Origin of the sequence: uncultured Erythrobacter sp. (assembly GCF_947502395.1) — a bacterium.
Taxonomy (GTDB): Bacteria; Pseudomonadota; Alphaproteobacteria; order Sphingomonadales; family Sphingomonadaceae; genus Erythrobacter.
Genome location: NZ_CANMZM010000003.1, coordinates 831,043 through 856,819, shown reverse-complemented (window position 1 = coordinate 856,819; position 25,777 = coordinate 831,043). Strand labels below are relative to the sequence as shown.

Sequence of the window (25,777 nt, the reverse complement as noted above, 5' to 3'; positions counted from 1 at the left end):
GACCGACTTCATTGCCGCCTTGCGAGGCCTAGCGCTCCACGAAGGAGCCCGCGGCCTTGAAGACGATTGTGCAGTCTTGGAGATTGGCGGTGAGACGTTGGTTTTCACGCACGACACCATGGCGGAGGGCACGCATTTCCGCCCGGACGCCGATATGGCCGATGTCGCTTGGAAACTGGTTGCGAGCAATCTTTCGGATTTGGCCGCCAAAGGTGCGGAACCGATCGGGGTACTTTTGGGGCACTGCCTTGGCAGAGACGATGTAAAGTTCCTGGCCGGTCTCAAAGAGGCCTTGGATACCTTCAATGTGAAGCTCCTTGGCGGGGACACAATCGCCGCAAGGGATGCACCGATCTTGGGCCTCACCGCGATTGGTCGCGCCACCCATTCCCCAGTGCCATCGCGCGGTGGCGCAGGTGTGGATGACGATCTATATGTTACCGGAACGCTTGGGCGAGCCTTGCTGGGCTTCCAAGGGATGCCTGCCTACCTGGAAGCTTTCAACCGCCCTACCCCGCTCCTTGCCGAAGGCCGCGCTCTTGCACCCCATGTGACAGCCATGATGGACATTTCTGACGGGCTGCTCCTCGACGCGTTTCGCCTGGCGAAAGCGAGTGGCGTCACGCTTGCAATAGAGACCAGTGCTGTTCCCATTGCTGACGTACAACGACGTGAGGACGCTATGCGTTGGGGCGATGACTACGAACTGCTATTCACTCTTCGAGCAGGGGCAGACACTCCGATCAAGGCAACCCGGATTGGACAGACAAGACCGCTAAGCATTGCGCCCCTGATGTTGGATGAGCACCCAGTTATGAGCATTGATGGCCTCGGTTACCAGCACGGCTGAAGTCTCCTAAAACCCGTCCGATTTCCAAAACCGGCACATCTTCCCCGCAATAATTGCATTGGCGCTTGCGCCCTTGACAACAGAGCCTATGGTCGCGGCCCTTACGTCAATGGTGCGAGCAGGAAAACCTGCAGCATCTTTCCACGCTTTGAGAGGGGATACTTCCGTGGATTTAATACTCATTTCAATTGGGCTGGGTTTTCTTGCCGTCGTGTACGGCGTCATCACCAGCCGCCAAGTGCTGGGAGCCAGCGCTGGTAATGCGAAAATGCAAGAGATTGCGGGCGCAATTCAAGAAGGCGCGCAGGCCTATCTCAACCGTCAATACACCACGATCGGTATCGTCGGTGTGGTCGCTGCGGTTGTCGTCGGCCTGTTCCTCGGCGTTGTACCGGCCGTCGGCTTTGTGATCGGCGCTGTTCTTTCGGGTGTGGCTGGCTACATCGGTATGAACATTTCGGTCCGTTCGAACGTTCGTACGGCTGCTGCGGCTGAAACCGGCCTTCAGCAAGGTCTGACCATCGCCTTCCGCGCAGGCGCTATTACCGGCATGCTGGTGGCAGGTCTCGCACTGCTTGCGATTGCCGTTTTCTTCTACGTGCTTGTTGGCCCGATGGGACTTACGCCAAACGACCGTATCGTAATCGACGGTCTTGTCGGCCTCGCCTTCGGTGCGTCCCTGATTTCGATCTTCGCGCGTTTGGGCGGCGGTATCTTCACCAAGGCCGCTGACGTTGGCGCTGACCTCGTCGGTAAGGTTGAAGCCTCGATCCCGGAGGACGACCCCCGCAACCCTGCGACCATCGCCGATAACGTAGGCGACAACGTAGGCGACTGCGCTGGTATGGCCGCCGACCTCTTTGAGACTTATGTTGTGACCGTTGGTGCAACGATGGTTTTGACCGCTCTGCTTTTCTCTGAGCAATTGGGCGAGATGCTCCTGCCAATGATGGCATTGCCGCTTCTGATCGGCGGTGCGTGTATCGTGACCTCGATCATCGGCACTTACTTTGTCCGTCTCGGCAATGGCACAAATGTCATGGGCGCGATGTACAAAGGCTTCATCGTCACAGCCGTTCTGGCAATCCCGCTGATTTGGTTCGCCACAGCGCATGCTCTTGGCACGGTTGGCGCAGACATGAACACGGTATTGGGCGCAGGTCCAAGCGGTATCGAGTTCACTGGCCGGGCCTTGTTCTATTGCTCGCTGATTGGCCTCGCGCTGACCGGTATCATCATCTGGATAACCGAGTATTACACTGGCACGAACTACCGTCCGGTGCGCTCAATTGCCAAGGCTTCGGAAACGGGCCACGGCACCAACGTGATCCAGGGTCTTGCGATCAGCCTTGAATCGACCGCTCTGCCAACAATCGTCATCATCGCGGCGATCATCGGTGCGTACCAACTCGCAGGCCTTATCGGTCTCGCCTTTGGTGCAACCGCGATGCTTGCTCTTGCTGGCATGGTTGTGGCGCTTGATGCTTATGGTCCGGTGACCGACAACGCTGGCGGTATCGCTGAGATGGCTGAGCTTGACGCGAGCGTTCGTGAAAAGACCGACCTTCTCGACGCTGTGGGCAACACCACCAAAGCTGTGACCAAAGGCTATGCCATCGGTTCTGCCGGTCTTGCAGCACTCGTGCTGTTTGCCGCTTACACCGCCGACCTTCGCCTCTTCTTCCCTGAGGCTGAGGTCAACTTTAGCCTTGAAAACCCATATGTGATCGTCGGGCTTCTGCTTGGCGCACTGCTCCCGTACCTGTTTGGTGCGATGGGCATGACCGCTGTGGGCCGTGCTGCTGGCGACGTTGTTGTCGACGTGCGTGACCAGTTCGCAAACGATCCGGGCATCATGAAAGGCACAAGCCGTCCTGACTATGCCCGTACGGTGGACCTTGTGACCAAGGCCGCGATCAAGGAAATGATCGTTCCATCACTGCTCCCAGTGCTGGCACCGATTGTGACTTACTTCGTGATCTATTTCCTTGCAGGCCAAGACAACGCTTTCGCAGCGCTTGGCGCTCTGCTTCTGGGCGTGATCGTGGGTGGTCTGTTCGTCGCGCTTTCCATGACCGCTGGCGGCGGCGCATGGGACAATGCGAAGAAGTACATCGAAGACGGCAATCACGGCGGCAAAGGCTCAGAGGCTCACAAGGCCGCTGTAACCGGCGACACTGTTGGCGATCCTTACAAGGATACCGCAGGCCCGGCCGTGAACCCGATGATCAAGATCACCAATATTGTGGCGCTGCTTCTGCTCGCTGCATTGGCTGGCGCGCACTAAGCACTCCTGCCATATTGGGCTTTGAGAACCCCGCTTGAGCGATCCTCAGGCGGGGTTCTTTGTATTCGCTGACCTGACTGTCCCGATGTGAACCACCCAGAACAGGTTTGCAGAGAATTGTAGCGTTAACGCGTAATTGCCCCCTACCATTGCTGCATCAGGTGCAATCAGGCTCGCGCCTTCGGGGATGGTAGGATGTATCTCGCAACAGCGCCCAGTCTTTCGGATTTCACAAAGCCCTTCACCGGGGCATGTGGCTTGGAAGAGCGGCTGCAAGTGCTGGATGTTGCAACTGTCGACTCCGCAGGACTTGTGGACGAATGGAAGGCGCTTGCCTCGCGAGCATCCGAGCCCAACCCCTTTTTCGAACAGTGGTTCGCAAGCTCCTCGTTGGAGCAGTTCGCAAGCGGAAATGACTGCAAGATTGCGACCTACTGGCGCGGCCAAAGTCTGGTAGGCCTCCTGCCCCTGGTTCATTCCAATGACTACTATGGCCACCCCCTTCCCCATGTGAGCACATGGCTCCACGACAACGCATTCTGCGGCGCGCCGTTGGTTGCCAAAGGGTGTGAGAACGGCTTTTGGAGGGCCTTACTCAGACACCTCGATGCTGAACCCGGCCCAGCAATGTTGCTGCACCTTCCCGGCCTTCCTGAACATGGTCCACTCAATCAGGCGCTTACATCCGTCCTCGAAGAGACTTCCCGCGCCACATCGATCGTGGAGCGCGAGGAACGCGCAATGCTCGCCTCTGATATGAGCGCCGAGGAATATCTCGCCGAAGCGATGAGTGCCAAGAAGCGCAAGGAACTGCGTCGACAACGCAATCGGCTTGCTGAACTGGGCGAACTCACATTCGAGCGGCTCGAAGGTACGCAAGGAGTCGAACCTTGGATCGAGCAATTCTTGACCCTTGAGGCCTCTGGCTGGAAAGGCGATGCAGGTTCCGCGCTCAAGGCCGACGAAACCACATATGCCTTCTTCGCCGATACGCTTTGCGGTGCGGCCAATGCTGAACGTCTCGAGCGGCTCGCATTGAGGCTCAATGGCAAACCGATTGCTATGCTTGCCAACTTCCTGACACTTCCCGGTGCTTACAGCTTTAAGACTGCATTCGACGAGGACTACGCACGCTTCTCGCCCGGTCTTCTTTTGCAGCTTGAAAACCTTTCGCTACTGAATCGTCCTGGTGTCGACTGGACTGACAGCTGCGCGGTGCAAGGCCATTCCATGATTGAGCGCATCTGGCGCGAAAAGCGCAGCTTTGTAAGTCGCAATATCGCCATTGGAGGTCCGCTGCGCCGCTTCACGGCACGCGCTTTGATGGCATATGAAACACGTGGACGGAGCTGACTCATGAATGCGCATTCTCCCTCCTTCGGTCTTGCATCGGTTCAGCGCTCGACCTTCGACGATGACGGGCGCCAGACCTTCGCCAAGCATTATCCTGAGGGCCCGCACCGCCTGCGACATCACCTTGGCGACCATTGCTTGCTTGAATTGGATGCCTTGGCCGAACTGGCCGAGGCGCTTCCCGACACAAGCGTAGAATACAATCGCGGCGACTTGCCAATTGGCATTGATGGCAAGCCGAGATCGAACGGCCTCACTATCGCTGAAACCATCCGGCAAGTGGCCAAAAGCAACAGCTGGGCGGTGCTCAAGAATGTCGAACAGGCTGCGCCTTACAAAGCGTTGCTCACCAGCCTTCTCGACGAGATTAGCGTAGAGATCGAAGCCAAGACCGGCGCGCTTTTGACGCCGCAAGCATACATCTTCATCTCTAGCCCCAATGCGGTCACACCCTACCATTTTGACCCAGAGCACAACATCCTCCTGCAGATCCGTGGGTCCAAGACCATGACCCAGTTTCCCGCTGGAGACGCGCGCTTTGCCGCTGATGAAGTTCACGAAGGCTATCACACTGGTGGCCCGCGTGAGCTTTCCTGGGATGAGAGTTTCATGAACGCAGCCCAGACCTTCCCGCTTGAGCCCGGCGAAGCAGTCTATGTTCCTGTCATGGCACCGCATTTTGTCCGCAATGGCCCGCAAAGTTCGGTCTCACTTTCTATCACTTGGCGCTCCGAATGGAGCTATGCTGAGAGCGAGACGCGCGCTTTCAATCATATTCTGCGCAAGTTTGGTCTCACCCCCAAAGCCCCGAGCCGCTGGCCGCAGACCAACCGCGCTAAATCGCTCGGTTTTCGCGTTCTGCGCAAAGCTGGCCTGGCCGGCTAGCAACCTCAATCTTGACCAAGCCGCGCGCCCATGCGCATGGGGCACGCCATGAGAGACACACCAGACTACGCCCGGATCGTCGATGAGTTGGTCCAGCTTCTCACCGTCGAGCGGGCCGCAACTGACATCTACATCGGCTCCCCACAAAAAGGCGGCGTTGGCCGCGTCTTCGGCGGCCAGGTCATCGCGCAGGCCCTGCAAGCCGCTCAAGCCAGCGTGACCGAGGGCAAGTCCGCGCACAGTCTGCACGCCTATTTCCTGCGCGGTGGGCGCGAGGGCACTCCAATCGAGTACCGCATTGAGCGCGACTTTGACGGGCGCAGCTTTTCCAACCGCCGCGTTGTCGCGTCTCAAGAGAATGACGACGGCACCGCCACGCCCATTCTCAACCTCACGGCAAGCTTCCAGACCCCGGAAGAAGGCCTAGAGCACCTCGATTCGCCCATGCCCAAGGTCGAGGATCCCGAAAGCCTCAAGCCCGACATGGAAGTGCGCCGCGCCATGATCGACATGATGGGTGACAAAGTCTCCGATGCCCAGCGTGCCCTTGCTCTGCGACCCCGCCCAATCGAAATGCGCACCACTGACAAGCTCCACTGGATGAACTCCGAACGCAAAGAGCCGCGCGCCCACAGCTGGTTCAAAGCGGCAAGCGCCCTTCCCGATGACCCGGCACTCCACCGTGCGGTAATCGCCTATGCCAGCGACTACACCCTGCTCGGCACCAGCGCGCTTCCCCATGGCCTGTCATGGATGCGCGGCGAGCTTGTCGGAGCCAGCCTCGATCACACGCTGTGGTTCCACCAGGATGCGCGCGCCGATGATTGGCTGCTCTATGCAACCGACAGCCCATGGTCGGGCGGCGGGCGCGGCTTTAACCGAGGGCGCATCTTCGATCAGAACGGCAAACTCATCGCCAGCGCCGCTCAAGAAGGCATGGTCAGGCGCCGGATTAAAAAGCCGGCAAAATGACACAGCGAACCCGCTGTTTGAGACAAAATCGGGATCCCTCACAAATATCGGTTTTTTTAGAGCTTTACCGCCTTCCAGAGCAAACAATGTGTCAACTTTCGCTTCTCTCGTTCTCACGCCGTGAATTCACACAGTGTCAGATCACGGCAGGCAGAAACTAACCAGCCGAGCTCCTGTAGGAAAGCTCGGCTGGCTCCGTCCGGTCTGCTGACATTCCGGGTTAATGGGCCAACAGGACCGGGATCTTTGGATTGCTCAGCACGCGGCGGGTCACACCGCCCATCAGCATTTCGGCAAGCCGTGAGTGGCCATAGGCCCCCATCACAAGCACGCCGCATTCGCGCATTTCGGCTGCCGAGAAGAGCGTGTCGGCAATGCTCGCCTTGCCGGGCGGTATCTCCACCACCTCTGCTTTGATCCCATGCCGCTCCAGATACTTCGCGGCCTCAGAGACCGGGAATTCAAAGCGCTCTTGCTCGCCTGGCTCAGCCACGGTCGCAAGATACACCTTGTTCGACAGAGCAAGCAATGGAAGCGACTCACGCATGGCCACGCACGATTCCGCAGTGCCGTTCCACGCGACCAGCACAGGAGCACGTGTATTCAGTCGCTTGGTGTCACCCGGTACGATCAGAACCGGCGCAGGTGCCTTAATCGCAAGCTCACCCGCCATTGCCGAAGGACCGCGCATGCCCTCTTCGCCAATGTCATGCGGTCCCACAAGGATCACATCATGCAAAGACGATTGTTCGAGCAGTCGGGTTTCAGCCATGCCATACTGAAAACGCCACTCCCAAGAGACATCTTCGTTGGAAAGGTCTTCCTCGACCTTGGCGCGCAATTCTGCGGCCGCTTCTTTGATGCGAGGCATCGCCGCGGCCATTGCGTTGCCGTAAAAGTCACCTGGCGCGAAAACCTCGTAGCTGACCGATTGGAGACAGGTGATATGGCCACCGCCAGCGCGCGCTAAATCCAGCGCGACCTGCATACGTGCCTCGAAACATTGATCTCCATCAACGTGCAACAGAATGCTCTTCATCGCTTGTCTCCCTTTGTTGAGAGAGAATTATGCGACCATGGAGCCTTGTTGCATTGATTCAGATCAAAGTTTTAAACGGAAGAGCGGATCAACCGCCCTTGCTGCGGCTTGAAGAGCCGCCAAAAATGCCCCCACCGGACGCCTTGTTGCGACCGAAGTTTGCATCTTTCTTGCCATAACCCGGCTTGCCAAAACCGGCAGCACGGGCCATTTGCGAGGCAGGCTTTACCTTGGGCACGCTCTTTGGGCGCTCCATTGCCCGGCCAGATGCCATATATTTGCCAGGCTGACCGCCGTAACCGAGACGCGAGCCGTTGGCGGTCTGATATCCGCCTGCTGTGCTTTTGTAGAGAGGGCCCGTTCGACCATCTTTCTTGGTGGAGAACCAAGCGACGATGAAACCCGAGTAGTGCGAACGGCGACCAGAGGTTTGTTCTTCCGCCGGTGGGTTTTCTTGAACGCACTGCCCCGGGCCATAGACGGCCTCACAGTCTTCCTTGGCTTCGAAGCGGGGCGCGTCGGCAGCCGCGATTTTCTGGGCCTCAGCGCGCATTTCTTCGCATTCATCGGTGGTCTTGCCGGTCGCCTTCGCGCAAGCGAAGACATTCTCATAGACTTGGAGTTCAACATCTTTCGGGCCATCCGCAGCCGCTGCTTGAGCGGCCGGTGCAGGATCGCCCCCACACGCGCTAAGCATCGCGCCCGAGCTCAATGCCGCCATGGTTGTCAGCTTTACTGACGACGATCGTTTTGAACGGTTTGCAGCCATTTTTACTACTTTCCCCTGAGAGTTTCGTCTCCAGAGTTTCCCCCTAAGCCAAAAAGGTTATCGTAAGGTGGATATTGGGTAAATTGATCGAATGAGGGCTCGCTGATGCTGCGCAAAACGCTTCCCGAAAGGCCGAATTGGCAGGAAATTGCGGCTGCCAATGGCTTTGTCTTTCATCATGTTGATGGCGAACTATACTGGGATGAGCGCGCGTGCTGGCAGTTCACTTTGCAAGAAGTCGAAGACGAGATCGAGGATCCTACAACCGAGCTTTACGCCATGTGCCTAAGTCTTGTGGACGATGCCTGTCACGACCAACAGATGATGGAAGCTCTCGCGATCCCGCGCGACATGTGGGACCCGATTGCCAATTCCTGGAAACGCGGCGATGCCTCGCTCTATGGTCGGTTCGACTTCGCTTATACCGGGGATGGCCCAGCCAAACTGCTTGAATTCAACGCTGATACGCCGACAAGCGTGTATGAAACCGCTTTCTTCCAGTGGAAGTGGCTGGAAGACATGATCGCGCTGGGAGAGCTTCCGGAAAGCACTGACCAGTTCAATCGGCTGCATGAGGCATTGGTTGAACGGTTTGCGCAAATACTGACGCCGGGAAGCCTGTGCCATTTCTCCGCGGTTGAAAGCCATATCGAGGACCGCGCAACGGTCGCCTATTTTGAGGATGTCGCAGGGCAAGCGGGGCTTGAGACACGCTTTGTCGATATCGAAAAGATCGCGGTCGACGATGAAGGCGAGTTTTTGGACCATGAGGGATATCGCATCGGGGCTTTGTTCAAGCTCTACCCATGGGAGGACATGATCCAGGAAGAGAGCGCAAGCCAACTCGCGGGATCATCGTGCAACTTCATCGAGCCCATGTGGAAAGCGATCCTCTCCAACAAGGCGATCCTGCCGCTCCTGTGGCAGCGTCACCAAGGGCATCGCAATCTGATCCCCGCCTTCTTCCCAGGAACAGAGGGCGCACGCGAACTTAAGGCTCAGCCCCATGTGACCAAGCCTTTCTTCAGCCGCGAGGGGGCGGATATCGCTTTGTTCGACGGAGAAACCCGCCATGATGGGCCTACTGAGGGTTACGGCGCAGAGGGCCATATCATCCAAGGCTATGCGCCCATCGCGCGCTCGGGTGACAATCACGCGGTAATTGGCAGCTGGGTGGTCGGCGATGACCCAGCTGGCATGTCCATTCGCGAAGACGCAAGCCCGATCACCCGCGACCTCGCCCGCTTCTTGCCGCATATCATCATGGGGTGACTGCCCCCCTTGTCTTGCCACGCCTCTTGGCTACGGTGGTGCGCAGGAGCCAAACATGCAGATCACACGCCAGCCACCGGTCAAAACCACACTTGAGCCATCGAACCACCCTTATTTAAACGGACCGTGGGCCCCGCTGCATGAAGAGGTGGAGACGCAAGAGCTCGAGGTGATCGAAGGCGCTATTCCTGAGGATATCGACGGGATCTATCTGCGCAATACGGAAAACCCGGTGCACCAGCCGCTGGGCCGCCACCATCCATTTGATGGAGATGGAATGGTGCATCAGGTCAATATCTCGGGCGGCAAGGCAAGCTATCGCAACCGCTTCATCCGCACCCATTGCTTTGCCGAAGAACAGATCGCCGGCGGTGCGTTGTGGGGCGGGCTCATGGATCCGCATGGCACTTCGAAACGCCCCGGTTTTGGCGCGCATGAGGGGCTCAAGGATACAGGCTCCACCGATATTATCGTCCATGCGGGTGTCGCTCTCGCAACGCTCTACCAATGCGGCGAGGCGTGGCAGATGGACCCAGTGACGCTGGAGAACCTGGGCAAGGCTTCCTGGGGGCCGATAGATGGCGTGTCGGCTCACCCAAAGGTTGATGAAGAGACCGGCGAGCTCATGTTCTTCAACTATTCCAAATATGCACCCTACATGCATTATGGCGTGGTCGACCGGGCTGGAAAACTAGCGCATTACGTACCCATTCCCCTCCCCGGCCCGCGTCTCCCGCATGACATGGCGATCACCAAGAACTGGTCTATTCTCAACGATATGCCGCTGTTCTGGGACGCCGATCTTCTTGAGCGCAAGATCCACGCGGCGCGTATTCATGACGGAGTGCCTTCGCGCTTCGCTCTGATTCCGCGCCATGGTCAACCCGAGGACATCCGTTGGTTCGAAGCTTCTCCCACCTATGTTCTCCACTGGACCAATGCCTGGGAAGATGGCGATGAAGTAGTGCTTGAAGGGTATTATCAGGACAAACCCATGCCCGACCCGATCGAAGAGACGGGCGAATACAGTCACATGATGGCCTATGTGGATGAACACTCCTTCCAGTCACGCCTCCACCGTTGGCGCTTCAACCTCACAACGGGTGAGACCCGCGAAGAACGCCTCTCGGATCGAATTGTCGAGTTTGGGATGATCAACCCTGCCTATCTGATGGAGAAGAGCCGCTACATCTGGTCGACCACCACGCGGCCTGGTTGGTTCCTGTTCAACGGCTATGTCCGTCACGACACCGAGACGGGCGAAGAGCAGGTCTTCACCTTGCCTGAGGGTGTTTATGCCAGCGAGAGCCCCATGATACCACGCCAAGGTTCATCTGCTGAGGACGATGGCTATCTCGTCACATTCCTGATCGATGAGAACTCTGGCAGTTCCGAGCTTGCCATTCTCGACGCCAGCGATGTGACCAAAGGCCCAATCGCCCGCGCACGACTGCCGCACAAGATCTCAAGCGGGGTACATGCTACCTGGGTGGAGCATGCTCAGTTGCGGAAAGATGCAGGCTTTCGGGCGACGGCCTTAGGCGTCTGAATGGATGTTCACGCCAGTCGGCGCGCCATCACACCCAGAACGTCTTCAGGCGATACGCGAACGACAGACTTGGCCTCATGCCCGTTTTTAGTCTCTGCGCTCAAATACACACCGCCCTTGCGGCACACTGCCCTAACCCTCTGAGCAACTCTACCAATATCGGGATTGACCGCCAATGCGGTGTCTTCTCGCTTCGGACGCATATTGGGGCGCGTAAGGAAATGTCTTGAGTTGGGCCAAGACCCAAAACTGCTTTTTCCATTCTTTGTTGTCCAAACTTCGCACCTGTTGCGAATTGAAACAATGAATTGCGGCTTTCCCTGCCACCGCGCATTGGCTAATGCAGCGGTCAAATCCAACGCAGGAGACACCCGAAATGGCTTTTCAACTAATCGACCTTCCCTATGCCGACGATGCGCTTTCCCCCGCTGTCTCGGCAGAGACCCTGTCATTCCACCACGGCAAGCACCACAAGGCCTATGTCGACAAAATGAACGCTGCCATCGCCGGCACCGCTCATGACGACGCCGCACTTGAAACGGTTGTTGCAGACGCCCGCGGCTCAAACGCTGGCCTGTTCAACAATGCAGCGCAGACTTGGAACCATGCGTTCTACTGGCATTCGATGGCTGGTTCGGAAACTGCGCCTTCGGACGACCTGAAAGCCAAGATCGACGCAGCCTTTGGATCGGTTGACGAACTCAAAGCTCAGCTTAAAGCGCGCGGCGCAGGCCACTTCGCCAGCGGCTGGGTATGGCTCGCCGAGAAAAATGGCGCGCTTTCCATCGAAGAAACCCACGATGGCGACACCCTTGCGGACAGCGGCTTCAACCCGCTTCTGACGATCGATGTGTGGGAGCACGCCTATTACATCGACCACCGCAATGCGCGCCCAGCCTACCTTGACGCTGTGGTCGACGGGAAGCTCAACTGGGCCTTCGCCAGCGAAAACCTCGCGCGGGGCAGCACTTGGATCTATCCTAAGTAAAAACACTCTATTTGCACTAAAAGGCCCGGCACACTTAATTGTGGTGCCGGGCCTTTTGATTGGAAGAGCTTGAATTTGCGTTGCAATACACTGCTCTCTCGATATACTCATGGAGAGATATGCTTTTCTTTCCAGGGGAGATTTATGGGAAAGCCTCAATCAATAAAGATTTTTAGCTTTTCGATCCTGTTTACTCTTATTCATCAACCATTGTCCGCGGAGCCTGCGGAAGTGGGCAGTCGGGGGGTGGATAGCGAAGCTACAGCACTGTGCAACGCCACCGCAGAGAGCAACAACACCTCGACTTCTTATGCCAATCTACAAAATGGCTTCCGCGCTACGGGATACATCTCGACGAATGTTTGCGAGACGGCTAATCTTGCTGAGGATAAGCACCCATTAGCAGGCAATTACACTCGCTGGGTGGTAGAGCCTGGTGCCATCTTTCACTACGACGGTCAGCGGGTCTATTCGCTCGAAGGCAGGGGCTGGATTGCCCGTCTCTTCTCCGACCGCGTAATCGAAACATCGCATTCACTTCAGATAGAAATGGCCGCGCCAACGGTCAGCATTCCGATCGCTCTCGCCAGCTTTAAATACAATGAGGAAGGAGAGAACGGCGTTGAATATACGACAAATATTCGGAATAACGGACTCGATCAGACATTCTTCAGGGTCAATTCAAATACAACATTGAATGTGAAGGCGCGCGCCCAACACTCGTTTCGCACAAGTTATACCGGAGCAGTAGAAGTTCTTCAGGCCGTTCAAGATGCCGTGAAACTGGTTGCTCCCTCATCAACGCTGTTGACCTCGATCAACGCGGAACAGCTCACAAAGACATCAAATGCCATCAACGAGATAGGGGGGTCGCTGTTCGACAGGAGTTTCGATGAGACGGTAGAGGATGGTTTCAACCTCGATAGCTGGTACAAAAACCGGCGAATCCAAATCATCATCCAACTGCCTTTTGAAATCACCTCACATAACCGCAACCCACGCTCGACAAACGGCAGCAGATTAACCCGAAATCGGGATCCGATTTACCTTTCATATTGGCTAAGCCTAGCCTGTCCACGAACCTCCATGTTCAGCACGAGAGATCTCTGCACCCAGGGCTCTTCGACTGATCCGACAACTGGGTCGATCCTTGCATTTGAAATGGCCGCCAACAAAACGGTGCAACAATTCATCAACGATCAGCAATGGTACAAGGATTTCCTCGCTTCAGACGATTTTCGCGACAATCCGGCGGCCGATACAGATGCAGAGGAAGCGCGCGACGCGACCCTGCTGCGGTTCTGCAGAAGCATCGCAAACGGGGTTTTCGAGGCAGGCTTTAACGATACAGACACAAGGCTAATTGTTGCAGCTGCCATTGACGGGATGCCTGAACTCGCGCCTGTCTCTGATGCCATGAGCAGCGCATGTGGAACGGCAGAAGTGCAAATGAAGGACGGTGGCAAACGGGCACGTGGTGTCTGGGGATTGAGGAGTTTTCCCGTTCTTGAACGATAGAGTGATGCGCAAAGCTAACGCATGTTGCTTTGCATCCCTCATCCCCCCGCATGATAGAAATCATAGATCGTGCGCGCCACAGCGTCACTAACACCCGGCGCGCGTTGTAGGTCTTCGAGTGCGGCCGCTCGCACCTTGCTCGCCGTGCCGAAATGGAGGAGCAGCGCGCGCTTGCGGGCCGGGCCAATGCCTGGGATCTCATCCAGCGGCGAGGCTGTGATCGCCTTGGAACGTTTGGCGCGGTGGGCGCCAATGACATACCGGTGGACTTCATCCCGCAGGTTCTGCGCGTAAAACAGCACGGGCGAATTGGTTGGGAGCATTTTCTCGCGCCCGTCCGGGAAGTGGAATATCTCGCGCCCTTCGCGACCATGATGCGGGCCCTTCGCGATGCCGATCACTGGTAGGTCTTCGATGCCGAGCTCGCCCAGTACCTCCATCACGCTGGAAAGCTGTCCCTTCCCTCCATCAACCAGCACGAGATCAGGCCAAACCCCTTCACGTTCACGGTCGGGGTCATCCTTCATCGCACGCGTAAAGCGCCGCTCCATCACCTCGCGCATCATCGCAAAGTCGTCATTGGTCTGAGCGGACTTGATGTTGAACTTGCGGTATTGTGACTTTTCGAAGCCCTCGGGCGAGGCGACAACCATCGCGCCCACCGCCTTTGCGCCTTGGATGTGGCTGTTATCGTAAACTTCAATACGCTTGGGTGGCTCACCCAACTCGAGGAATTCGGCAAGCTCGCGCTGGACTTTGGCTTTGGTTCCGCTCTCAGCGAGCCGCCTTTCGAGCGCCTCTACGGCATTGCGCTCGGCCTGCGCCATAAGCTTGCGGCGGTCTCCGCGTTGGGGGATGGAAATCGCAACTTTCTTCTCGGCAAGCTCAGAGAGAGCGGCCTCGATCAATTCGGTTTCAAGCAGCTTCCGATCCACCAAAACATTGGGCGGCGGCGGCACTTCTTCATAAAACTGCAGCATCACATTGGCGAGGACCTGGTCCTCTTCCACATCCTTCACATGGCTAGGGAAGAAGGCACGATGCCCCCAGTTCTGTCCACCACGGATGAAGAAAGCCTGCACACACATCTGCCCGCCGTTGGACCGAAGCGCGAAGACATCGGCATCACCCACGCTCTTCGCATTGATCGCTTGAGAGCCCTGGATGAAAGTCGCAGCGCGCAGGCGGTCGCGCAAAATCGCGGCCGTTTCAAAGTCCAAGCCTTCGGCAGCTTTGGCCATTTGCTTTTCAAGGTCAGCCTGAACCTTGGAGGATTTGCCCGCGAGGAAGTCCTTGGCTTGCCCCACCAGCGCCGCGTAGTCCTCCCCGCTGATCCGGCCCACACATGGAGCCGAACACCGCTTGATCTGATAAAGTAAACAGGGCCGGTTGCGATTGTTGAAAAAGCTGTCTGTACAAGACCTTAGAAGAAAGAGCTTCTCAAGTGCATTAAGTGTGGTGTTGACGCTGCCCGCGCTCGCAAAGGGGCCATAGTAATTCCCCTTCGCCCGCCTTGCGCCGCGGTGCTTATGGATACGCGGAAACTCATGATCAGCGCGCAGGAGGATGAAAGGAAAGCTCTTATCATCGCGCAGCAACACGTTGAAAGGCGGGCGATACCTTTTGATTAACTGCGCCTCGAGCAGAAGCGCCTCAGCCTCGGAATTGGTGGTCACAATCTCCATAGACCGACACTGTGAGACCATGCGCTGGAGCCGATTGGTCAGCTGGTTGACCTGAGTGTAGTTCACCACCCGCGCCTTTAAGCTGCGCGCCTTGCCGACATAAAGCACATCGCCCCGCGCATCGAGCATGCGGTAGACACCGGGTATTGGCTTGAGTGTCGCAACCACCTCGCGGATCGCCGCAACCCCCGCTTCCAAATTGGGTTGCGCGCGGGCCACCGTGTAGGCCGCTCGCTCCTCGTTAAAGCGCTCAGCACCATCGGGGTTGTGGGGACTTCCGGCTTTCGCATTCGGCATGCGGCCTAGATAGGGCCAGCACCCGGCCATTGGCAATGTGTGAGCGAACCCCTATCGGCGGGAAATGGAGCATTACGACGCAATCATTCTTGGCGCTGGCGCCGCAGGCCTGATGTGTGCAGCCCAAGCCGGCAAGCGCGGCCTTCGCGTCGTAGTGCTTGAGAAGGCCGATAAGCCCGGCAAGAAGATCCTGATTTCCGGCGGTGGGCGCTGCAACTTCACCAATGTGGATGCCGGGCCTGCCAACTACCTTTCCGACAATCCGCATTTCGCCAAGTCGGCACTCGCCCGCTACACCCCGCAAGATTTCATCGAACTCGTCAATGCTCACGGCATTGCGTGGCATGAAAAAACCCTGGGACAGCTCTTTTGCGATGGGTCAGCCAAGCAGATCGTTCAGATGCTTCTCGATGAGTGTGGGGAAAGCGTTGACATCCTTTGCGACGCCTTTGTGAGCGCAGTGGTGAAAGATGGAGACGCATTCGCTGTTTCTGCTTCAGGCCAAAACTTCACCGCTCCCCGATTGGTCATCGCAAGCGGCGGCCCATCCATCCCCAAGATGGGTGCGACCGGTTTTGCCTACGATCTCGCGCGGCAATTCGGCCTCAAAGTCGTCGAGCCCCGCCCTGCCCTTGTTCCACTCACCCTTGGCGGAGAAGACGTTCTATTCCGGGAACTGTCGGGGGTTTCCGCCCCCGTCACCGCTCGCGCTGGCAACGGCAAGCGGAAAGCCAGCTTCGATGAAGCCGCACTTTTCACCCACAAAGGGCTTTCTGGCCCCGCGATCTTGCAAATCTCGTCCTACTGGCACCCGGGTGAAGAAGTTGGGATCACATTCCTGCCACAGGCCGACGTCGATTGGCTGCTGGAGCTCAAACGCGATCGTCCTCGTGCTGGCCTCAAATCCGCCCTTCGAGAGCATCTTCCAGACCGCTTGGCAGACGCACTGGCTGAACGATTAGGAATTGATACGGAACTGGGCAATATCTCGGACAAGACGCTTAGAGCGGCGGGCCAGAAACTCGCGGATTGGCGCTTTACTCCCTCCGGCACAGAGGGTTTTGCCAAGGCAGAGGTCACTATCGGCGGCATCTCCACAAACGAACTTTCGAGCAAAACCATGGAGGCGAAGAGCGTTCCCGGGCTCTACGTTATCGGAGAAGCGGTGGATGTCACCGGGTGGCTTGGCGGCTACAATTTTCAATGGGCATGGGCGAGCGGGGTCGCCTGTGCAGAGGCCCTTGGCCATAAATAAGGCTGCATCAATTTTGCAATAACTCAGCGCCTGACGTGAACGTCAGGTTGTATCCCGTGACATATCTGCCTAGCCTAGTCGTTAATGGTCGCTCATAAGGCCAAGTCAGATCAGGGTACGAGGAGAGACCTTTTGCAGCAGTTGCAGGGCATGGATTCATCCTTTGTGGCGATGGAATCGCCCAATTCGCCAATGCATATCGGCAATCTGCTGATTTATAATCCTGAAACAGCTCCGGGCGGGTTTGTCCGGTTCAAAGACATTCTTGAATTCTTCCGCAGTCGTTTACAGCTGTCCAAGACCATGCGCCAGCGTTTGGTGCGCGTACCGTTCGATCTCGACTATCCATATTGGATCGAGGACCCGGATTTCGATCTGGAGTATCACCTGCGCCATGTGGCCTTGCCGAAACCGGGTGATTGGCGGCAGTTGTGTATCCAGACCGCGCGAATTCATGCCCGGCCGCTCGATCTAAACAGGCCGCCTTGGGAGTTTACCGTGGTCGAGGGGCTCGACAATGTGCCAGGGTATCCGCCAGGCTGTTTCGCCTTCGTGACCAAGGTGCACCATGCCGCAATCGATGGGATGAGCGGAATTGACCTGATGGAGGCGATCCACACCCTCGCCCCTCATGCGCCTCCACCAAACAAGCCCGATGATTGGAAGCCGGAGAAGATCCCGGGTCCGATGGAGCTGCTCGGCAAGTCTTACATCAACGGTCTGATCAACCCGTTGAAACAGGCAAAAGTCGCGGCGCAAGCTGTCCCGGGTGTCGCCAATGCGATCAAGGGGCTGATCACAAGCGAATTCAAGGTGACAAGCGATTATGTGCCACCTCGCACGCGCTTCAACAAATCCATCTCCTCGCACCGTGTGGTTGAGGGACAGCGCTTCCCGCTGAAAGATTTCAAGGCGATCCGCGCGCTTGCACCGGACCTTAACACCAAGGTCAACGATGTTGCGCTCGCAATTATTGGTGGAGCGCTGCACAAATATCTGACCGCGAAGAACGATCTTCCCAAAGCAACCATGACCGCCATGGCGCCGATATCGGTGCGCTCTTCAGACGAGAAAAGCGATATGGGCAATCAGGTCTCCGCCATGATTGCGCCTTTGGGTACGCACATCTCAGACCCGGCAGAGCGTCTCGCTTTCGTCTTTGGCCGCACCAGCAACTCCAAAGCGATGACCAATGCAATCGGCGCACGCACCATGACCGAAGTTTCCAAGGTCAATCCGCTCCTTTACATGGCGTTGGGCGCGCAATTGTTTGGCCGGATCAGCATCGCGCATAAGCTCGCTATGCCATTCAACACGGTTGTGACCAATGTGCCCGGCCCGCCTATCCCGATCTATTCGGCCGGCGCAAAGATGGAGAGCATGGCGCTGTCGCTGATCTGCCTCACCGATGGCCTTGGCCTTGCTCACGTGGTGCAATCCTATTGCGACGAAGCCTATATCAGCTTCACCGCATGCCGCGATATCATGCCCGATCCTGAGTTTTACTCACAGTGCCTGAAAGACAGCTTTGATGAGATGTTGACAGCCGCAAAGGCGGTTGAAGTGGTGGCAGCCAAGGCACCCCCTGCTAAGCCAAAGCGCAAGCAAGCCGGGAGCAAAACTGTAACCAACAGGTCCGCAACAGCGAAGAAAACCACAAGTAAAGCGGCAGCACGCAAATCGGCTGCCAAACCAACAACCAGCAAGGCCAGAAAGGGATCTCCGGCCAAACGCAAGCCGGCCAAAGCGTCGGCAAAGCGCATCGCTGAGGAGAGCAAATAATGGCGAGCTTACCCACCTTTCGCGATTTCCCACCTATGCCGGGAAGTATCGTGGTCGACGATGAAAGGTCATGGAACGAAGTTCCCGTGCCAACTGCGCGCGCACCGCATCCCTTGCTGGCATTGTCAGAGGGACGCGCTGTCTTCGAGTTCGGCGCGTTTTTCGCTTCAAGAGCCTATTTGAGCACATTACCCAAGGGTGATGGCCACAGCGTCATGACGTTGCCCGGCTTTATGGCCACAAACAACTCAACCGGCCCCATGCGTCGGCTATTGAAGAGCCTTGGCTATGATGCGCATGGCTGGGACTCGGGCCGCAATGTCCGAGTGAACGAAGAACTGATTCAGAAATTAGAAGATCAGCTTGATCGGCTATTTGATGAAAGCGGGCGCAAAGTCTCGCTTATCGGCTGGAGTCTTGGTGGCGTTTTGGCTCGAGAGCTAGCAAAATTGCGGCCCGATAAGGTTCGCCTTGTGATGAGCCTTGGCAGCCCGATCACCGACGATCGCGCGCATACCAACGCCTCGCGCCTGTTCGAATTCTTTAATGGCAATGAGCCTGAGGAAATTCGCGATGGGCAATTCCTCGGCCTCGACATCGCTCCCCCGGTCCCGACGACCTCAATCCTAACCAAAACCGATGGTGTGGTTCACTGGCGCGGGAGTGTGCAAGACCCTGAGAAGGGGAGCGGCGCTCCGACCGAGAACATCCGCGTGTTCGCAAGCCACCTTGGGTTAGGCGTAAACCCAAGCGTGATGATTGCCATGGCCGACCGTCTGGCACAGGCCGAGGGAGAGTGGGCACCGTTCGAAGCATCCCCCTACCAGAGCTGGATGTTCCCCAAGCTCACAGATGGCTGGGTCTGACTGCCGGGCTTTAGAACAGCTTCCGTATGTCGATCCCGATAAAACGCCCGACTGGATCGATAAGGAACGGTTGGAAGTTGATCGGCGTGTCACCGCTCTCGTCAACGACCCTTAGCTGACCGTCGAAAATATTGTCGGCCCGCAGGGAGACCCTGACGTTCTTAAGGATCGGGCTTTCGCTGCCGGTAAGCTCATCGATGTTGGCGAACAGACGAAGATCAAAGGTGGCCAGATCGTTGAAGAAGATGGCCGTGCTGCCCGGCAAACCCGATCCATCGAGACGGGTGGAGCCTGTGTAGCGGCCCGATAGCCGCATCCCTACTCCTTGCCCGAATATCCCTGCTTCAAGCCGGGCGGTGTGGCGTGGCAGACCAAAGGCATTGGTGGATTCCCCATCCAATTGGTCGAGCGGGGTCAGGCCCGGCGCAATCAAGATTTCGTTGTCGAGCTCGATCGTGTGGTTGAGCGACACAAAATAGCGGAAGCCGGAGAAATTGCGGCGGGCGAGCGGGTTGAAGCCTCGGCCCGGAGGTCCGCCGCGTGAGGCACCGCCACCTGGCCTGCCTTGAGCAGTTCCCTCGCCATCAGCGTTGCAGAACCGTGCACGAATCCCGGCGATGCGCTCCGATGAAAGCTCTCCATCCTCGCCGCGCAGGCGATCAATCATGAAGCCAGCCATATTCGGGTCAAATCCGGGGATCGTATCAGAGATATCCTCACCGCGATCAATCCGGGCCACAAGCGCGCGGAGCTTGGCTTCTCCATCCTCGGCGCAAACAAGCATTCGGAAGGCGGCGAAGCCTTCACCCATAGCGCCAGCGGGTGGACCGCCGGGGGCACCAGAGGGCCTATCACCAGGTGCCGCACCGGGAGGACCAGCTTGCGGTCCGTCTCGCATGGCGGAAGGATCCATATTGCAAATGCGGTTACGCATCGCGGCGAGGCGTTCGGGATCAATCTGACCATCCTCGCCCTTCATGCGTTCCACCATGCGCATCAAGCGCGGCGAGCCGCCGCCAGGAATGATCGCTGACACATCCTCACCCCTCGCAATCGCGTTGGCTAGGCGCGTGAGCACTTCAAGGCCGTCAGCGGCGCAAATTCGTTCACGGAACTGCATAAAGGCCGCACGGCGACCTTCTCTTTGGCTCGCAGCGGCTGCAGCAGGCGGTCCTCCGCTCAGCCTTCCACGGCCCGCTCCGGGAGGAGGGCCACCACCACCGCCAGGCCTCCCGCCACGCGCACCGGGGGGCCCGCCTCGCTGTCCGCCACCAATCGTACCTCGAAGGTTGAGGCTGAAATTAAGCCGGTCTGCCCGCGTCTCTGCGAATGTTACCTGCCGACGGTCCAGAGCAATCAAAGTGCCGCCAGCATCGCGCGTGATGCGATCAGGAAAAGCGGCTTCGATCTCCTGAGTGATCTGAGGAAATGCGCTCACCACATCATCGGACCGGTTGCGGATATATTCGACCTGAAAACGCGCGCCTTGCCAGAAGGGAAGCTCCCAATTGGCGGCGAATTTCCAATCGCGCTGGGTTTCAGCAATCAGGTCCGGATTGCCGCCTGTGGTGACATCGGCGAGCACCGTTTCACCATTCACAAAATCAAAAACTGGAATATTGAAGTTGACGATCTGCGGATCGCCTAATGCGTTGAGCGAAGGGGCAACTTCGCGCTCAATGTACGTCGCGGACAAGTCGAGATTACCAAAGGGAGCCCAGGTCAGACCAGCGGTGTAGCTTCCCAAGGTTCCGAAATCTGACAGATCGCTTGCGCGCAAGTTGAGGTTGAGCGTGAAACTGCCCAGCGCATCCGCGAAACCTTCGCGGCGGCTGGTGATCGGAATGTTGAGATTGGTGCCGATGGTCGCGACGCGGCGCGTAAGCCCCACATCGATTTGCGTCCTGGTGTCAGCGCTTTCGATGCGTTGCCAGTTTCCGCCAATGTCAAAAGTCGCATTGAGCTCCCCCCCAGGCAGATAGGCAAGTGGCCCGCGCAAGGTGGTGAGCGTTTCTGCCGTGATCGTGCGCCGATTTGCAACATCGAAACCGGTTTGAATGCTCGAAGGGAGCGCCGCATCAATCGCCAAATCACCGGTCAAAGCAGAAGCCACAAGGTCACTTGCGTCGAACAATTGATCGAACCGCGTTTCAGACTCGCTCAAACTGGCATCGAAAGTCGACGTTAGCCGGAATGCGTTGACTGGGGTGTTGACCGATCCTGACGCGGAGAACGTATCAATAGCAACGGTCTGTTCAATCGGCGTTTCTTCACCGAAAGTGCGAAGTGCGCTATTGCCCGCTGCATCTGTCAGCAAAACCGTATTGAGCCCTTGGAGAGCGCGGGCATCGCGGCGTTCATAGAATACGTTGGCGGACACAGCCGTCCCGCTGTCGAGGAACGCTTTTGCCCAGCTGACATTGGCTTCAAGGGCTCTACTATCTGAAATCAGCGATCGAAAAGGCGCTTGACCAGGATCGCCCGCAATGTCTGAAATTGATCCGGGTGTCTGGAGGATATCGCGCTCATCCTCGGTCAGGAGCGAGGTATCATTTGCTTCCAGATTGACATTCGCTCGCGCGCCATTGGTGATCTGAAGGAAGCCTAGCTCCTGTTCGCGGGTATAATTGCCGCCGCGTGAGGGCCCTTCGAACTCGAATTCAACCTCCGCGTTGCGATAGTTGTCCTTCAGAATAAGGTTGATAACGCGGCGATCAGGCGAAAAACCAAAGCGTTGCGCCACCTCTTCCGGAAAGACTTCCACCCGGTTGAGCGCTTCTGGCGGGTACTGGAAAAGCTCGCGGAATGATCCCGGCCGAATACCGTTTACAAGGATGATGGGCCGCCCGCTTCCGCCTCGACCGCGCGATGAGCCTGTCTGTGCGCTGATTTGCGTCACAAGATCGGCAATCGATGCGACGCCTTCCGCTGCGATTTCCTCCTCGCCTAGCTCCAGAATAGGGGCCTGCTCAACGTCAAGCTGCCCGCGAAGTCTCTGTCCTTCAACGATGATTGTGCCAGCATTGTCGCTCGAACCACTCCCTTCAGAAGCCTTCGAGGACTGGTCTGCAGAAGTTTCAGAATCTTGGGCCGACGACGGCTGAGCAATGAACACGCAAGTGGCAACGCCCGCCAAGGCTGCAGATCGAAATGCACGAGAGACGTTCATTCTGGCCCTTTTGAAGAGTTTTCACCGCTCAACAATGCGGCTCTTTGTATCGGTTTGCACCAGCAGGAACGAATGCGCCTTAGATTGTGATGCAGAAGTCGCTCATTTTGATGCGATTTGCGCCATTAACGCACGAGGCTTCCATTTTGTTCTCACCATCGCTAAACGGCGCGCGCAAGACGATAAACAGCCAGCGGCATTCACCTTGTCGCGGCAGAGAAACAAGAAACAGGAATTACATGGCCAAAGAAGAACTTCTCGAAATGCGCGGGCGCGTCGTCGAGCTGCTGCCCAATGCGATGTTCCGGGTAGAGCTTGAGAACGGCCACGAAGTGCTGGGTCACACGGCCGGCAAGATGCGCAAGAACCGTATCCGCGTGCTCGTGGGTGACGAAGTGCTCTGCGAGCTGACGCCATATGACCTTACCAAAGCCCGCATCACCTATCGCTTTATGCCGGGCCGCGGCGGTCCCGGCCCGCAATAATTCGGTGCGCCTATGAGCGCGCCTCATCTGACATTGGCCTCAGCATCGCCCCGACGGCGAGACCTTTTGGCGCGCCTTAGCATCGTGCCCGACGCGGTGACACCCGCCGAGATTGATGAAACCCCTCTCAAAGATGAGCGCCCACGCGACTATGCCTTGCGCATGGGGCGAGAGAAGGCGCTGGCAGTTGCCGCGCCGGGATTTGTGCTCGCTGGTGACACAGTGGTAGCTGCTGGCCGCAGAATATTGCCCAAGACTGAGGAAGAGAACGAGGCGCGCGATTGCCTCAAGCTGCTTTCCGGGCGACGGCATGTGGTGCTCTCCAGCGTAATACTGCGTGCTCCCGATGGGTCTTCCCGCGAGCGCCTGAATGAGAATGTGGTGCGGTTCAAGAACCTCTCTCGCGAAGAAATCGACGGTTACATCGCTAGCGACGAATGGCGCGGCAAGGCTGGCGGCTATGCGATCCAGGGCCAAGCCGAGGCGCTTATCCAATGGATGAAAGGCAGCCATTCGGGCGTGATGGGCCTGCCGCTTTATGAAACGCGTGCGCTGCTGAAAGCGGCGGGGTTTGACATTGCCTAGCCCAAACTCAGAGTGGCTGGTCGAAGAGGGTATCGGTGAAACCCGTAAGCTCCTTACCGACGCGGGCGAAATCATCGCCGCCAAGATCCAATGGCCCGGCGAACTCACCGCAGGCGAGGTCCACAAGGCTCAGCTCTCCCACAAGGCAAGCGGCGCCAAACGCGGCACGGTGACCCTTGAGAACGGACGAGAGGCATTGGTGGACCAACTGCCGCGCGAAGCCACCGAGGGGCTTACCGGACAAGTTCGCATCACCCGTGCAGCCATTGCCGAGCGAGGCCGATTGAAACTCCCACAAACGCGCTGGGTCCGCGATGGTGGGGGCGAAGAGCCTGCCGACCATGGCTCATCAATGCATCGCTTTGACACAGGCGCATGGGAGGAGGTCTGGCACGCTGCATCTTCCGGTGCGATCCCATTTGCCGGCGGGCAGATTCTGTGCGCTGTCACGCCGGGCATGACGGTGGTGGATGTGGACGGTGACTTGTCCCCACGCGAACTCGCCCTTGCTGCTATTCCTACCATCGCCAAGGCGCTTCATTGGTTTGATTTGGGCGGCAATATCGGGATCGATTTCCCTAGTCTTGAAGCAAAGGTTGATCGTCGCGCCGTCGATGCTGCTTTGGCAGAGACGCTCGAAGACTGGCCCCACGAGCGCACGGCAATGAACGGTTTTGGCTTTGTCCAAATCGTCGCACGATTGGAAAGACCATCACTGCTCCACCGATTTGCAACCTCGCGAACCGGCATGTGCGCACGTTTCGCGTTACGAGTGGCTGAGAGGGCAGAAGGCATCGGCCCCACCCTGCTCCTTAGCGTTCACCCTGCACTTAAGGCCAAACTCAAGCCCGAATGGCTCGACGAACTGGCCAGGCGAACAGGGCGCGAAGTGCGGATAGAGACCAATCCGGCTCTTGCGCTTGAAGCGCCGAGTGCGCAAATCCTGTCTCAATGACCAAATCTGCAAAGCCCTGCCCTATCTGCAAACGCGCCCGCACGAAGGAGTTCACACCCTTCTGCTCGCAACGCTGCAAGGACCGCGATCTGGCACAGTGGTTTGGTGATGGATACGCTGTTCCGGGCGAGCCAGTGGACCCCGAGCAAATCGCGCGCATCGATTGGGAGAGCCAAGAATAATCGCAAAACCGGAAATCCACCGCTTTTCCCTCTTGCCAAGTCGCCAAAGCCACGCCATAGCGCCGCTCTCATTTGCTCGCCGGGGTGCCTATTTAGCCTCGTCGCTGCAGCGAATGCCCGGGTAGCTCAGGGGTAGAGCAGCGGATTGAAAATCCGCGTGTCGGTGGTTCGATTCCGCCCCCGGGCACCACGCTGAAAGATAAGGGAACTCATCACGCATGTCCCGCCGCTCCAAAATCTACGAAGGCAAGGCCAAGATCCTTTATGAGGGTCCTGAGCCAGGCACGCTCATCCAATACTTCAAGGACGATGCGACCGCGTTTAACGCGGAGAAAAAGGGCACGATCAACGGCAAAGGCGTGATCAACAATCGCATTAGCGAGCATGTCTTCACCCGCCTTTCGCATATTGGCATCCCCACACACTTCATCCGCCGCCTGAATATGCGCGAGCAATTGGTAAGGCAGGTCGAGATCATTCCGATCGAAGTGGTCTTGCGCAATGTTGCGGCGGGTTCGATCTGCAAGCGCCTGGGTCTCGAAGAGGGTGAGCCCCTCCCCCACACGCTGATCGAGTATTACTACAAAGATGATTCGCTTGGCGACCCGCTGATTGCGGAGGAGCACATCGCCTGCTTCAACTGGGCGAGCCCTGAGGAGATGCAGGACATTTCTTCCATGGCGATCCGCATCAATGATTTCCTTTGCGGCATGTTTGCTGGCATCGATATTCGCTTGGTGGATTTCAAGTTGGAATTTGGCCGCCTCTTCGATGGTGATTTCAGCCGGGTGATCCTTGCAGACGAGATTAGCCCCGATGGCTGCCGACTTTGGGACATGGCGTCCGGCGAAAAGCTCGATAAAGACCGCTTCCGCCGCGACATGGGCGGCGAGGAAGAAGCCTACCGCGAAGTTGCTCGTCGCCTTGGCCTGCTACAGCAGGAAGATACTGGCCCGGGCGAAGTGTTGGATATGTCCAGCCATCGCTCACGCCTACGCGGCACGCCGCCAGTCAAGAAATAGCAACTGGTCAAT

At 57.5% G+C, this 25,777-nt stretch carries 22 protein-coding genes and 1 tRNA gene; 18 read left to right on the top strand and 5 right to left on the bottom strand.

From position 1 onward, the window contains the following. The first annotated feature begins 19 nt into the window (after window positions 1–19). From thiL to Q0778_RS15295, 5 genes are all read left to right on the top strand, one after another. A complete protein-coding gene (gene thiL / locus Q0778_RS15315) occupies window positions 20–850 on the top strand; it encodes a thiamine-phosphate kinase (protein ID WP_298302175.1) in 831 nt (276 codons plus the stop codon). 166 nt (window positions 851–1,016) lie between these two features. After that, a complete protein-coding gene (locus tag Q0778_RS15310; RefSeq protein WP_298302172.1) occupies window positions 1,017–3,137 on the top strand; it encodes a sodium-translocating pyrophosphatase in 2,121 nt (706 codons plus the stop codon). A gap of 195 nt (window positions 3,138–3,332) precedes the next feature. Then, window positions 3,333–4,490, top strand: a complete 1,158-nt coding sequence (locus tag Q0778_RS15305) for a GNAT family N-acetyltransferase (RefSeq protein ID WP_298337275.1) — start codon at window positions 3,333–3,335, stop codon at window positions 4,488–4,490. Between the two features lie 3 nt (window positions 4,491–4,493). Further along, window positions 4,494–5,375 (top strand): cupin-like domain-containing protein, encoded by an 882-nt coding sequence (locus Q0778_RS15300; protein ID WP_298337272.1) that lies wholly within the window; start codon window positions 4,494–4,496, stop codon window positions 5,373–5,375. Between the two features lie 48 nt (window positions 5,376–5,423). Then, complete coding sequence (locus Q0778_RS15295; protein ID WP_298337269.1) at window positions 5,424–6,347, top strand: acyl-CoA thioesterase II; 924 nt, start codon at window positions 5,424–5,426, stop codon at window positions 6,345–6,347. 220 nt (window positions 6,348–6,567) lie between these two features. On the opposite strand, the gene Q0778_RS15290 is transcribed toward Q0778_RS15295, so the two are convergent. Together Q0778_RS15290 and Q0778_RS15285 are read right to left on the bottom strand one after the other, a co-directional pair. After that, window positions 6,568–7,386: a universal stress protein gene (locus Q0778_RS15290; RefSeq protein WP_298302155.1), complete on the bottom strand. Its 819-nt coding sequence runs from the start codon at window positions 7,384–7,386 to the stop codon at window positions 6,568–6,570. Window positions 7,387–7,474: 88 nt separating this feature from the next. Beyond that, window positions 7,475–8,107 carry a DUF1190 domain-containing protein gene (locus tag Q0778_RS15285; RefSeq protein ID WP_298337266.1) on the bottom strand — a complete coding sequence of 211 codons (633 nt, stop codon included), beginning with the start codon at window positions 8,105–8,107 and terminating at the stop codon, window positions 7,475–7,477. Window positions 8,108–8,260: 153 nt separating this feature from the next. On the opposite strand from Q0778_RS15285, the gene Q0778_RS15280 reads away from it, so the two are divergent. Together Q0778_RS15280 and Q0778_RS15275 are read left to right on the top strand one after the other, a co-directional pair. Next, complete coding sequence (locus Q0778_RS15280; RefSeq protein ID WP_298337263.1) at window positions 8,261–9,427, top strand: glutathionylspermidine synthase family protein; 1,167 nt, start codon at window positions 8,261–8,263, stop codon at window positions 9,425–9,427. Window positions 9,428–9,482: 55 nt separating this feature from the next. Next, on the top strand, window positions 9,483–10,976 hold the full coding sequence (locus tag Q0778_RS15275; protein WP_298337260.1) for a carotenoid oxygenase family protein: 1,494 nt from the start codon (window positions 9,483–9,485) through the stop codon (window positions 10,974–10,976). An 8-nt stretch (window positions 10,977–10,984) separates the two neighbouring features. Here Q0778_RS15275 and Q0778_RS15270 read toward each other — a convergent pair whose 3' ends face one another. After that, window positions 10,985–11,179, bottom strand: coding sequence for a hypothetical protein (locus Q0778_RS15270; protein WP_298302143.1), 195 nt, complete (start codon window positions 11,177–11,179; stop codon window positions 10,985–10,987). Between the two features lie 173 nt (window positions 11,180–11,352). Here Q0778_RS15270 and Q0778_RS15265 point away from each other — a divergent pair, with 173 nt between their 5' ends. Beyond that, window positions 11,353–11,964: a superoxide dismutase gene (locus Q0778_RS15265; RefSeq protein ID WP_298337257.1), complete on the top strand. Its 612-nt coding sequence runs from the start codon at window positions 11,353–11,355 to the stop codon at window positions 11,962–11,964. A gap of 144 nt (window positions 11,965–12,108) precedes the next feature. Further along, on the top strand, window positions 12,109–13,482 hold the full coding sequence (locus Q0778_RS15260) for a hypothetical protein (protein WP_298337254.1): 1,374 nt from the start codon (window positions 12,109–12,111) through the stop codon (window positions 13,480–13,482). 38 nt (window positions 13,483–13,520) lie between these two features. Here Q0778_RS15260 and uvrC read toward each other — a convergent pair whose 3' ends face one another. Continuing rightward, entirely contained in the window at window positions 13,521–15,464 is a 1,944-nt protein-coding gene (gene uvrC, locus Q0778_RS15255; protein WP_298337251.1) for an excinuclease ABC subunit UvrC, read from the bottom strand. 64 nt (window positions 15,465–15,528) lie between these two features. Between uvrC and Q0778_RS15250 the strand changes: the two genes are divergently transcribed. From Q0778_RS15250 to Q0778_RS15240, 3 genes are all read left to right on the top strand, one after another. After that, window positions 15,529–16,719 (top strand): NAD(P)/FAD-dependent oxidoreductase, encoded by a 1,191-nt coding sequence (locus tag Q0778_RS15250; protein WP_298337248.1) that lies wholly within the window; start codon window positions 15,529–15,531, stop codon window positions 16,717–16,719. A 150-nt stretch (window positions 16,720–16,869) separates the two neighbouring features. After that, window positions 16,870–18,501 (top strand): wax ester/triacylglycerol synthase family O-acyltransferase, encoded by a 1,632-nt coding sequence (locus Q0778_RS15245; RefSeq protein ID WP_298337246.1) that lies wholly within the window; start codon window positions 16,870–16,872, stop codon window positions 18,499–18,501. Next, window positions 18,501–19,367, top strand: a complete 867-nt coding sequence (locus Q0778_RS15240; protein ID WP_298337243.1) for an alpha/beta fold hydrolase — start codon at window positions 18,501–18,503, stop codon at window positions 19,365–19,367. Before Q0778_RS15245 ends, Q0778_RS15240 begins: the two co-directional genes overlap by 1 nt. Window positions 19,368–19,377: 10 nt before the next feature. Here the strand turns inward: Q0778_RS15240 and Q0778_RS15235 are convergent, their stop codons facing one another. Beyond that, the gene (locus Q0778_RS15235; protein WP_298337240.1) at window positions 19,378–22,536 is read right to left on the bottom strand and encodes a hypothetical protein; all 3,159 of its coding nucleotides are present in this window, start codon (window positions 22,534–22,536) and stop codon (window positions 19,378–19,380) included. A 239-nt stretch (window positions 22,537–22,775) separates the two neighbouring features. Between Q0778_RS15235 and infA the strand changes: the two genes are divergently transcribed. From infA to purC, 6 genes are all read left to right on the top strand, one after another. Next, complete coding sequence (gene infA, locus Q0778_RS15230; RefSeq protein WP_007163491.1) at window positions 22,776–23,021, top strand: translation initiation factor IF-1; 246 nt, start codon at window positions 22,776–22,778, stop codon at window positions 23,019–23,021. A gap of 12 nt (window positions 23,022–23,033) precedes the next feature. After that, complete coding sequence (locus Q0778_RS15225; RefSeq protein ID WP_298337237.1) at window positions 23,034–23,606, top strand: Maf family nucleotide pyrophosphatase; 573 nt, start codon at window positions 23,034–23,036, stop codon at window positions 23,604–23,606. After that, the gene (locus tag Q0778_RS15220; RefSeq protein ID WP_298337231.1) at window positions 23,599–24,561 is read left to right on the top strand and encodes a ribonuclease; all 963 of its coding nucleotides are present in this window, start codon (window positions 23,599–23,601) and stop codon (window positions 24,559–24,561) included. The genes Q0778_RS15225 and Q0778_RS15220 overlap by 8 nt, the downstream gene beginning before the upstream one ends. After that, window positions 24,558–24,743, top strand: a complete 186-nt coding sequence (gene yacG / locus Q0778_RS15215; RefSeq protein WP_298302114.1) for a DNA gyrase inhibitor YacG — start codon at window positions 24,558–24,560, stop codon at window positions 24,741–24,743. Before Q0778_RS15220 ends, yacG begins: the two co-directional genes overlap by 4 nt. Before the next feature lie 115 nt (window positions 24,744–24,858). Further along, window positions 24,859–24,933, top strand: a tRNA-Phe gene (locus Q0778_RS15210). Between the two features lie 28 nt (window positions 24,934–24,961). After that, entirely contained in the window at window positions 24,962–25,765 is an 804-nt protein-coding gene (purC, locus tag Q0778_RS15205; protein WP_298302112.1) for a phosphoribosylaminoimidazolesuccinocarboxamide synthase, read from the top strand. Window positions 25,766–25,777: the final 12 nt, after the last annotated feature.

What these genes read in the sequence shown, in the direction of transcription:
- purC (WP_298302112.1), top strand. Translation starts at nt 24,962, where the DNA reads ATGTCCCGCCGCTCCAAAATCTACGAAGGCAAGGCCAAGATCCTTTAT.
- infA (WP_007163491.1), top strand. Translation starts at nt 22,776, where the DNA reads ATGGCCAAAGAAGAACTTCTCGAAATGCGCGGGCGCGTCGTCGAGCTG.
- Q0778_RS15270 (WP_298302143.1), bottom strand. Translation starts at nt 11,179, where the DNA reads ATGCGTCCGAAGCGAGAAGACACCGCATTGGCGGTCAATCCCGATATT.
- Q0778_RS15245 (WP_298337246.1), top strand. Translation starts at nt 16,870, where the DNA reads ATGGATTCATCCTTTGTGGCGATGGAATCGCCCAATTCGCCAATGCAT.
- Q0778_RS15305 (WP_298337275.1), top strand. Translation starts at nt 3,333, where the DNA reads ATGTATCTCGCAACAGCGCCCAGTCTTTCGGATTTCACAAAGCCCTTC.
- Q0778_RS15260 (WP_298337254.1), top strand. Translation starts at nt 12,109, where the DNA reads ATGGGAAAGCCTCAATCAATAAAGATTTTTAGCTTTTCGATCCTGTTT.
- Q0778_RS15235 (WP_298337240.1), bottom strand. Translation starts at nt 22,536, where the DNA reads ATGAACGTCTCTCGTGCATTTCGATCTGCAGCCTTGGCGGGCGTTGCC.
- uvrC (WP_298337251.1), bottom strand. Translation starts at nt 15,464, where the DNA reads ATGCCGAATGCGAAAGCCGGAAGTCCCCACAACCCCGATGGTGCTGAG.
- Q0778_RS15265 (WP_298337257.1), top strand. Translation starts at nt 11,353, where the DNA reads ATGGCTTTTCAACTAATCGACCTTCCCTATGCCGACGATGCGCTTTCC.
- Q0778_RS15225 (WP_298337237.1), top strand. Translation starts at nt 23,034, where the DNA reads ATGAGCGCGCCTCATCTGACATTGGCCTCAGCATCGCCCCGACGGCGA.
- Q0778_RS15295 (WP_298337269.1), top strand. Translation starts at nt 5,424, where the DNA reads ATGAGAGACACACCAGACTACGCCCGGATCGTCGATGAGTTGGTCCAG.
- Q0778_RS15300 (WP_298337272.1), top strand. Translation starts at nt 4,494, where the DNA reads ATGAATGCGCATTCTCCCTCCTTCGGTCTTGCATCGGTTCAGCGCTCG.
- Q0778_RS15250 (WP_298337248.1), top strand. Translation starts at nt 15,529, where the DNA reads ATGGAGCATTACGACGCAATCATTCTTGGCGCTGGCGCCGCAGGCCTG.
- Q0778_RS15240 (WP_298337243.1), top strand. Translation starts at nt 18,501, where the DNA reads ATGGCGAGCTTACCCACCTTTCGCGATTTCCCACCTATGCCGGGAAGT.
- yacG (WP_298302114.1), top strand. Translation starts at nt 24,558, where the DNA reads ATGACCAAATCTGCAAAGCCCTGCCCTATCTGCAAACGCGCCCGCACG.
- Q0778_RS15280 (WP_298337263.1), top strand. Translation starts at nt 8,261, where the DNA reads ATGCTGCGCAAAACGCTTCCCGAAAGGCCGAATTGGCAGGAAATTGCG.
- Q0778_RS15275 (WP_298337260.1), top strand. Translation starts at nt 9,483, where the DNA reads ATGCAGATCACACGCCAGCCACCGGTCAAAACCACACTTGAGCCATCG.
- Q0778_RS15290 (WP_298302155.1), bottom strand. Translation starts at nt 7,386, where the DNA reads ATGAAGAGCATTCTGTTGCACGTTGATGGAGATCAATGTTTCGAGGCA.
- Q0778_RS15285 (WP_298337266.1), bottom strand. Translation starts at nt 8,107, where the DNA reads ATGGCGGCATTGAGCTCGGGCGCGATGCTTAGCGCGTGTGGGGGCGAT.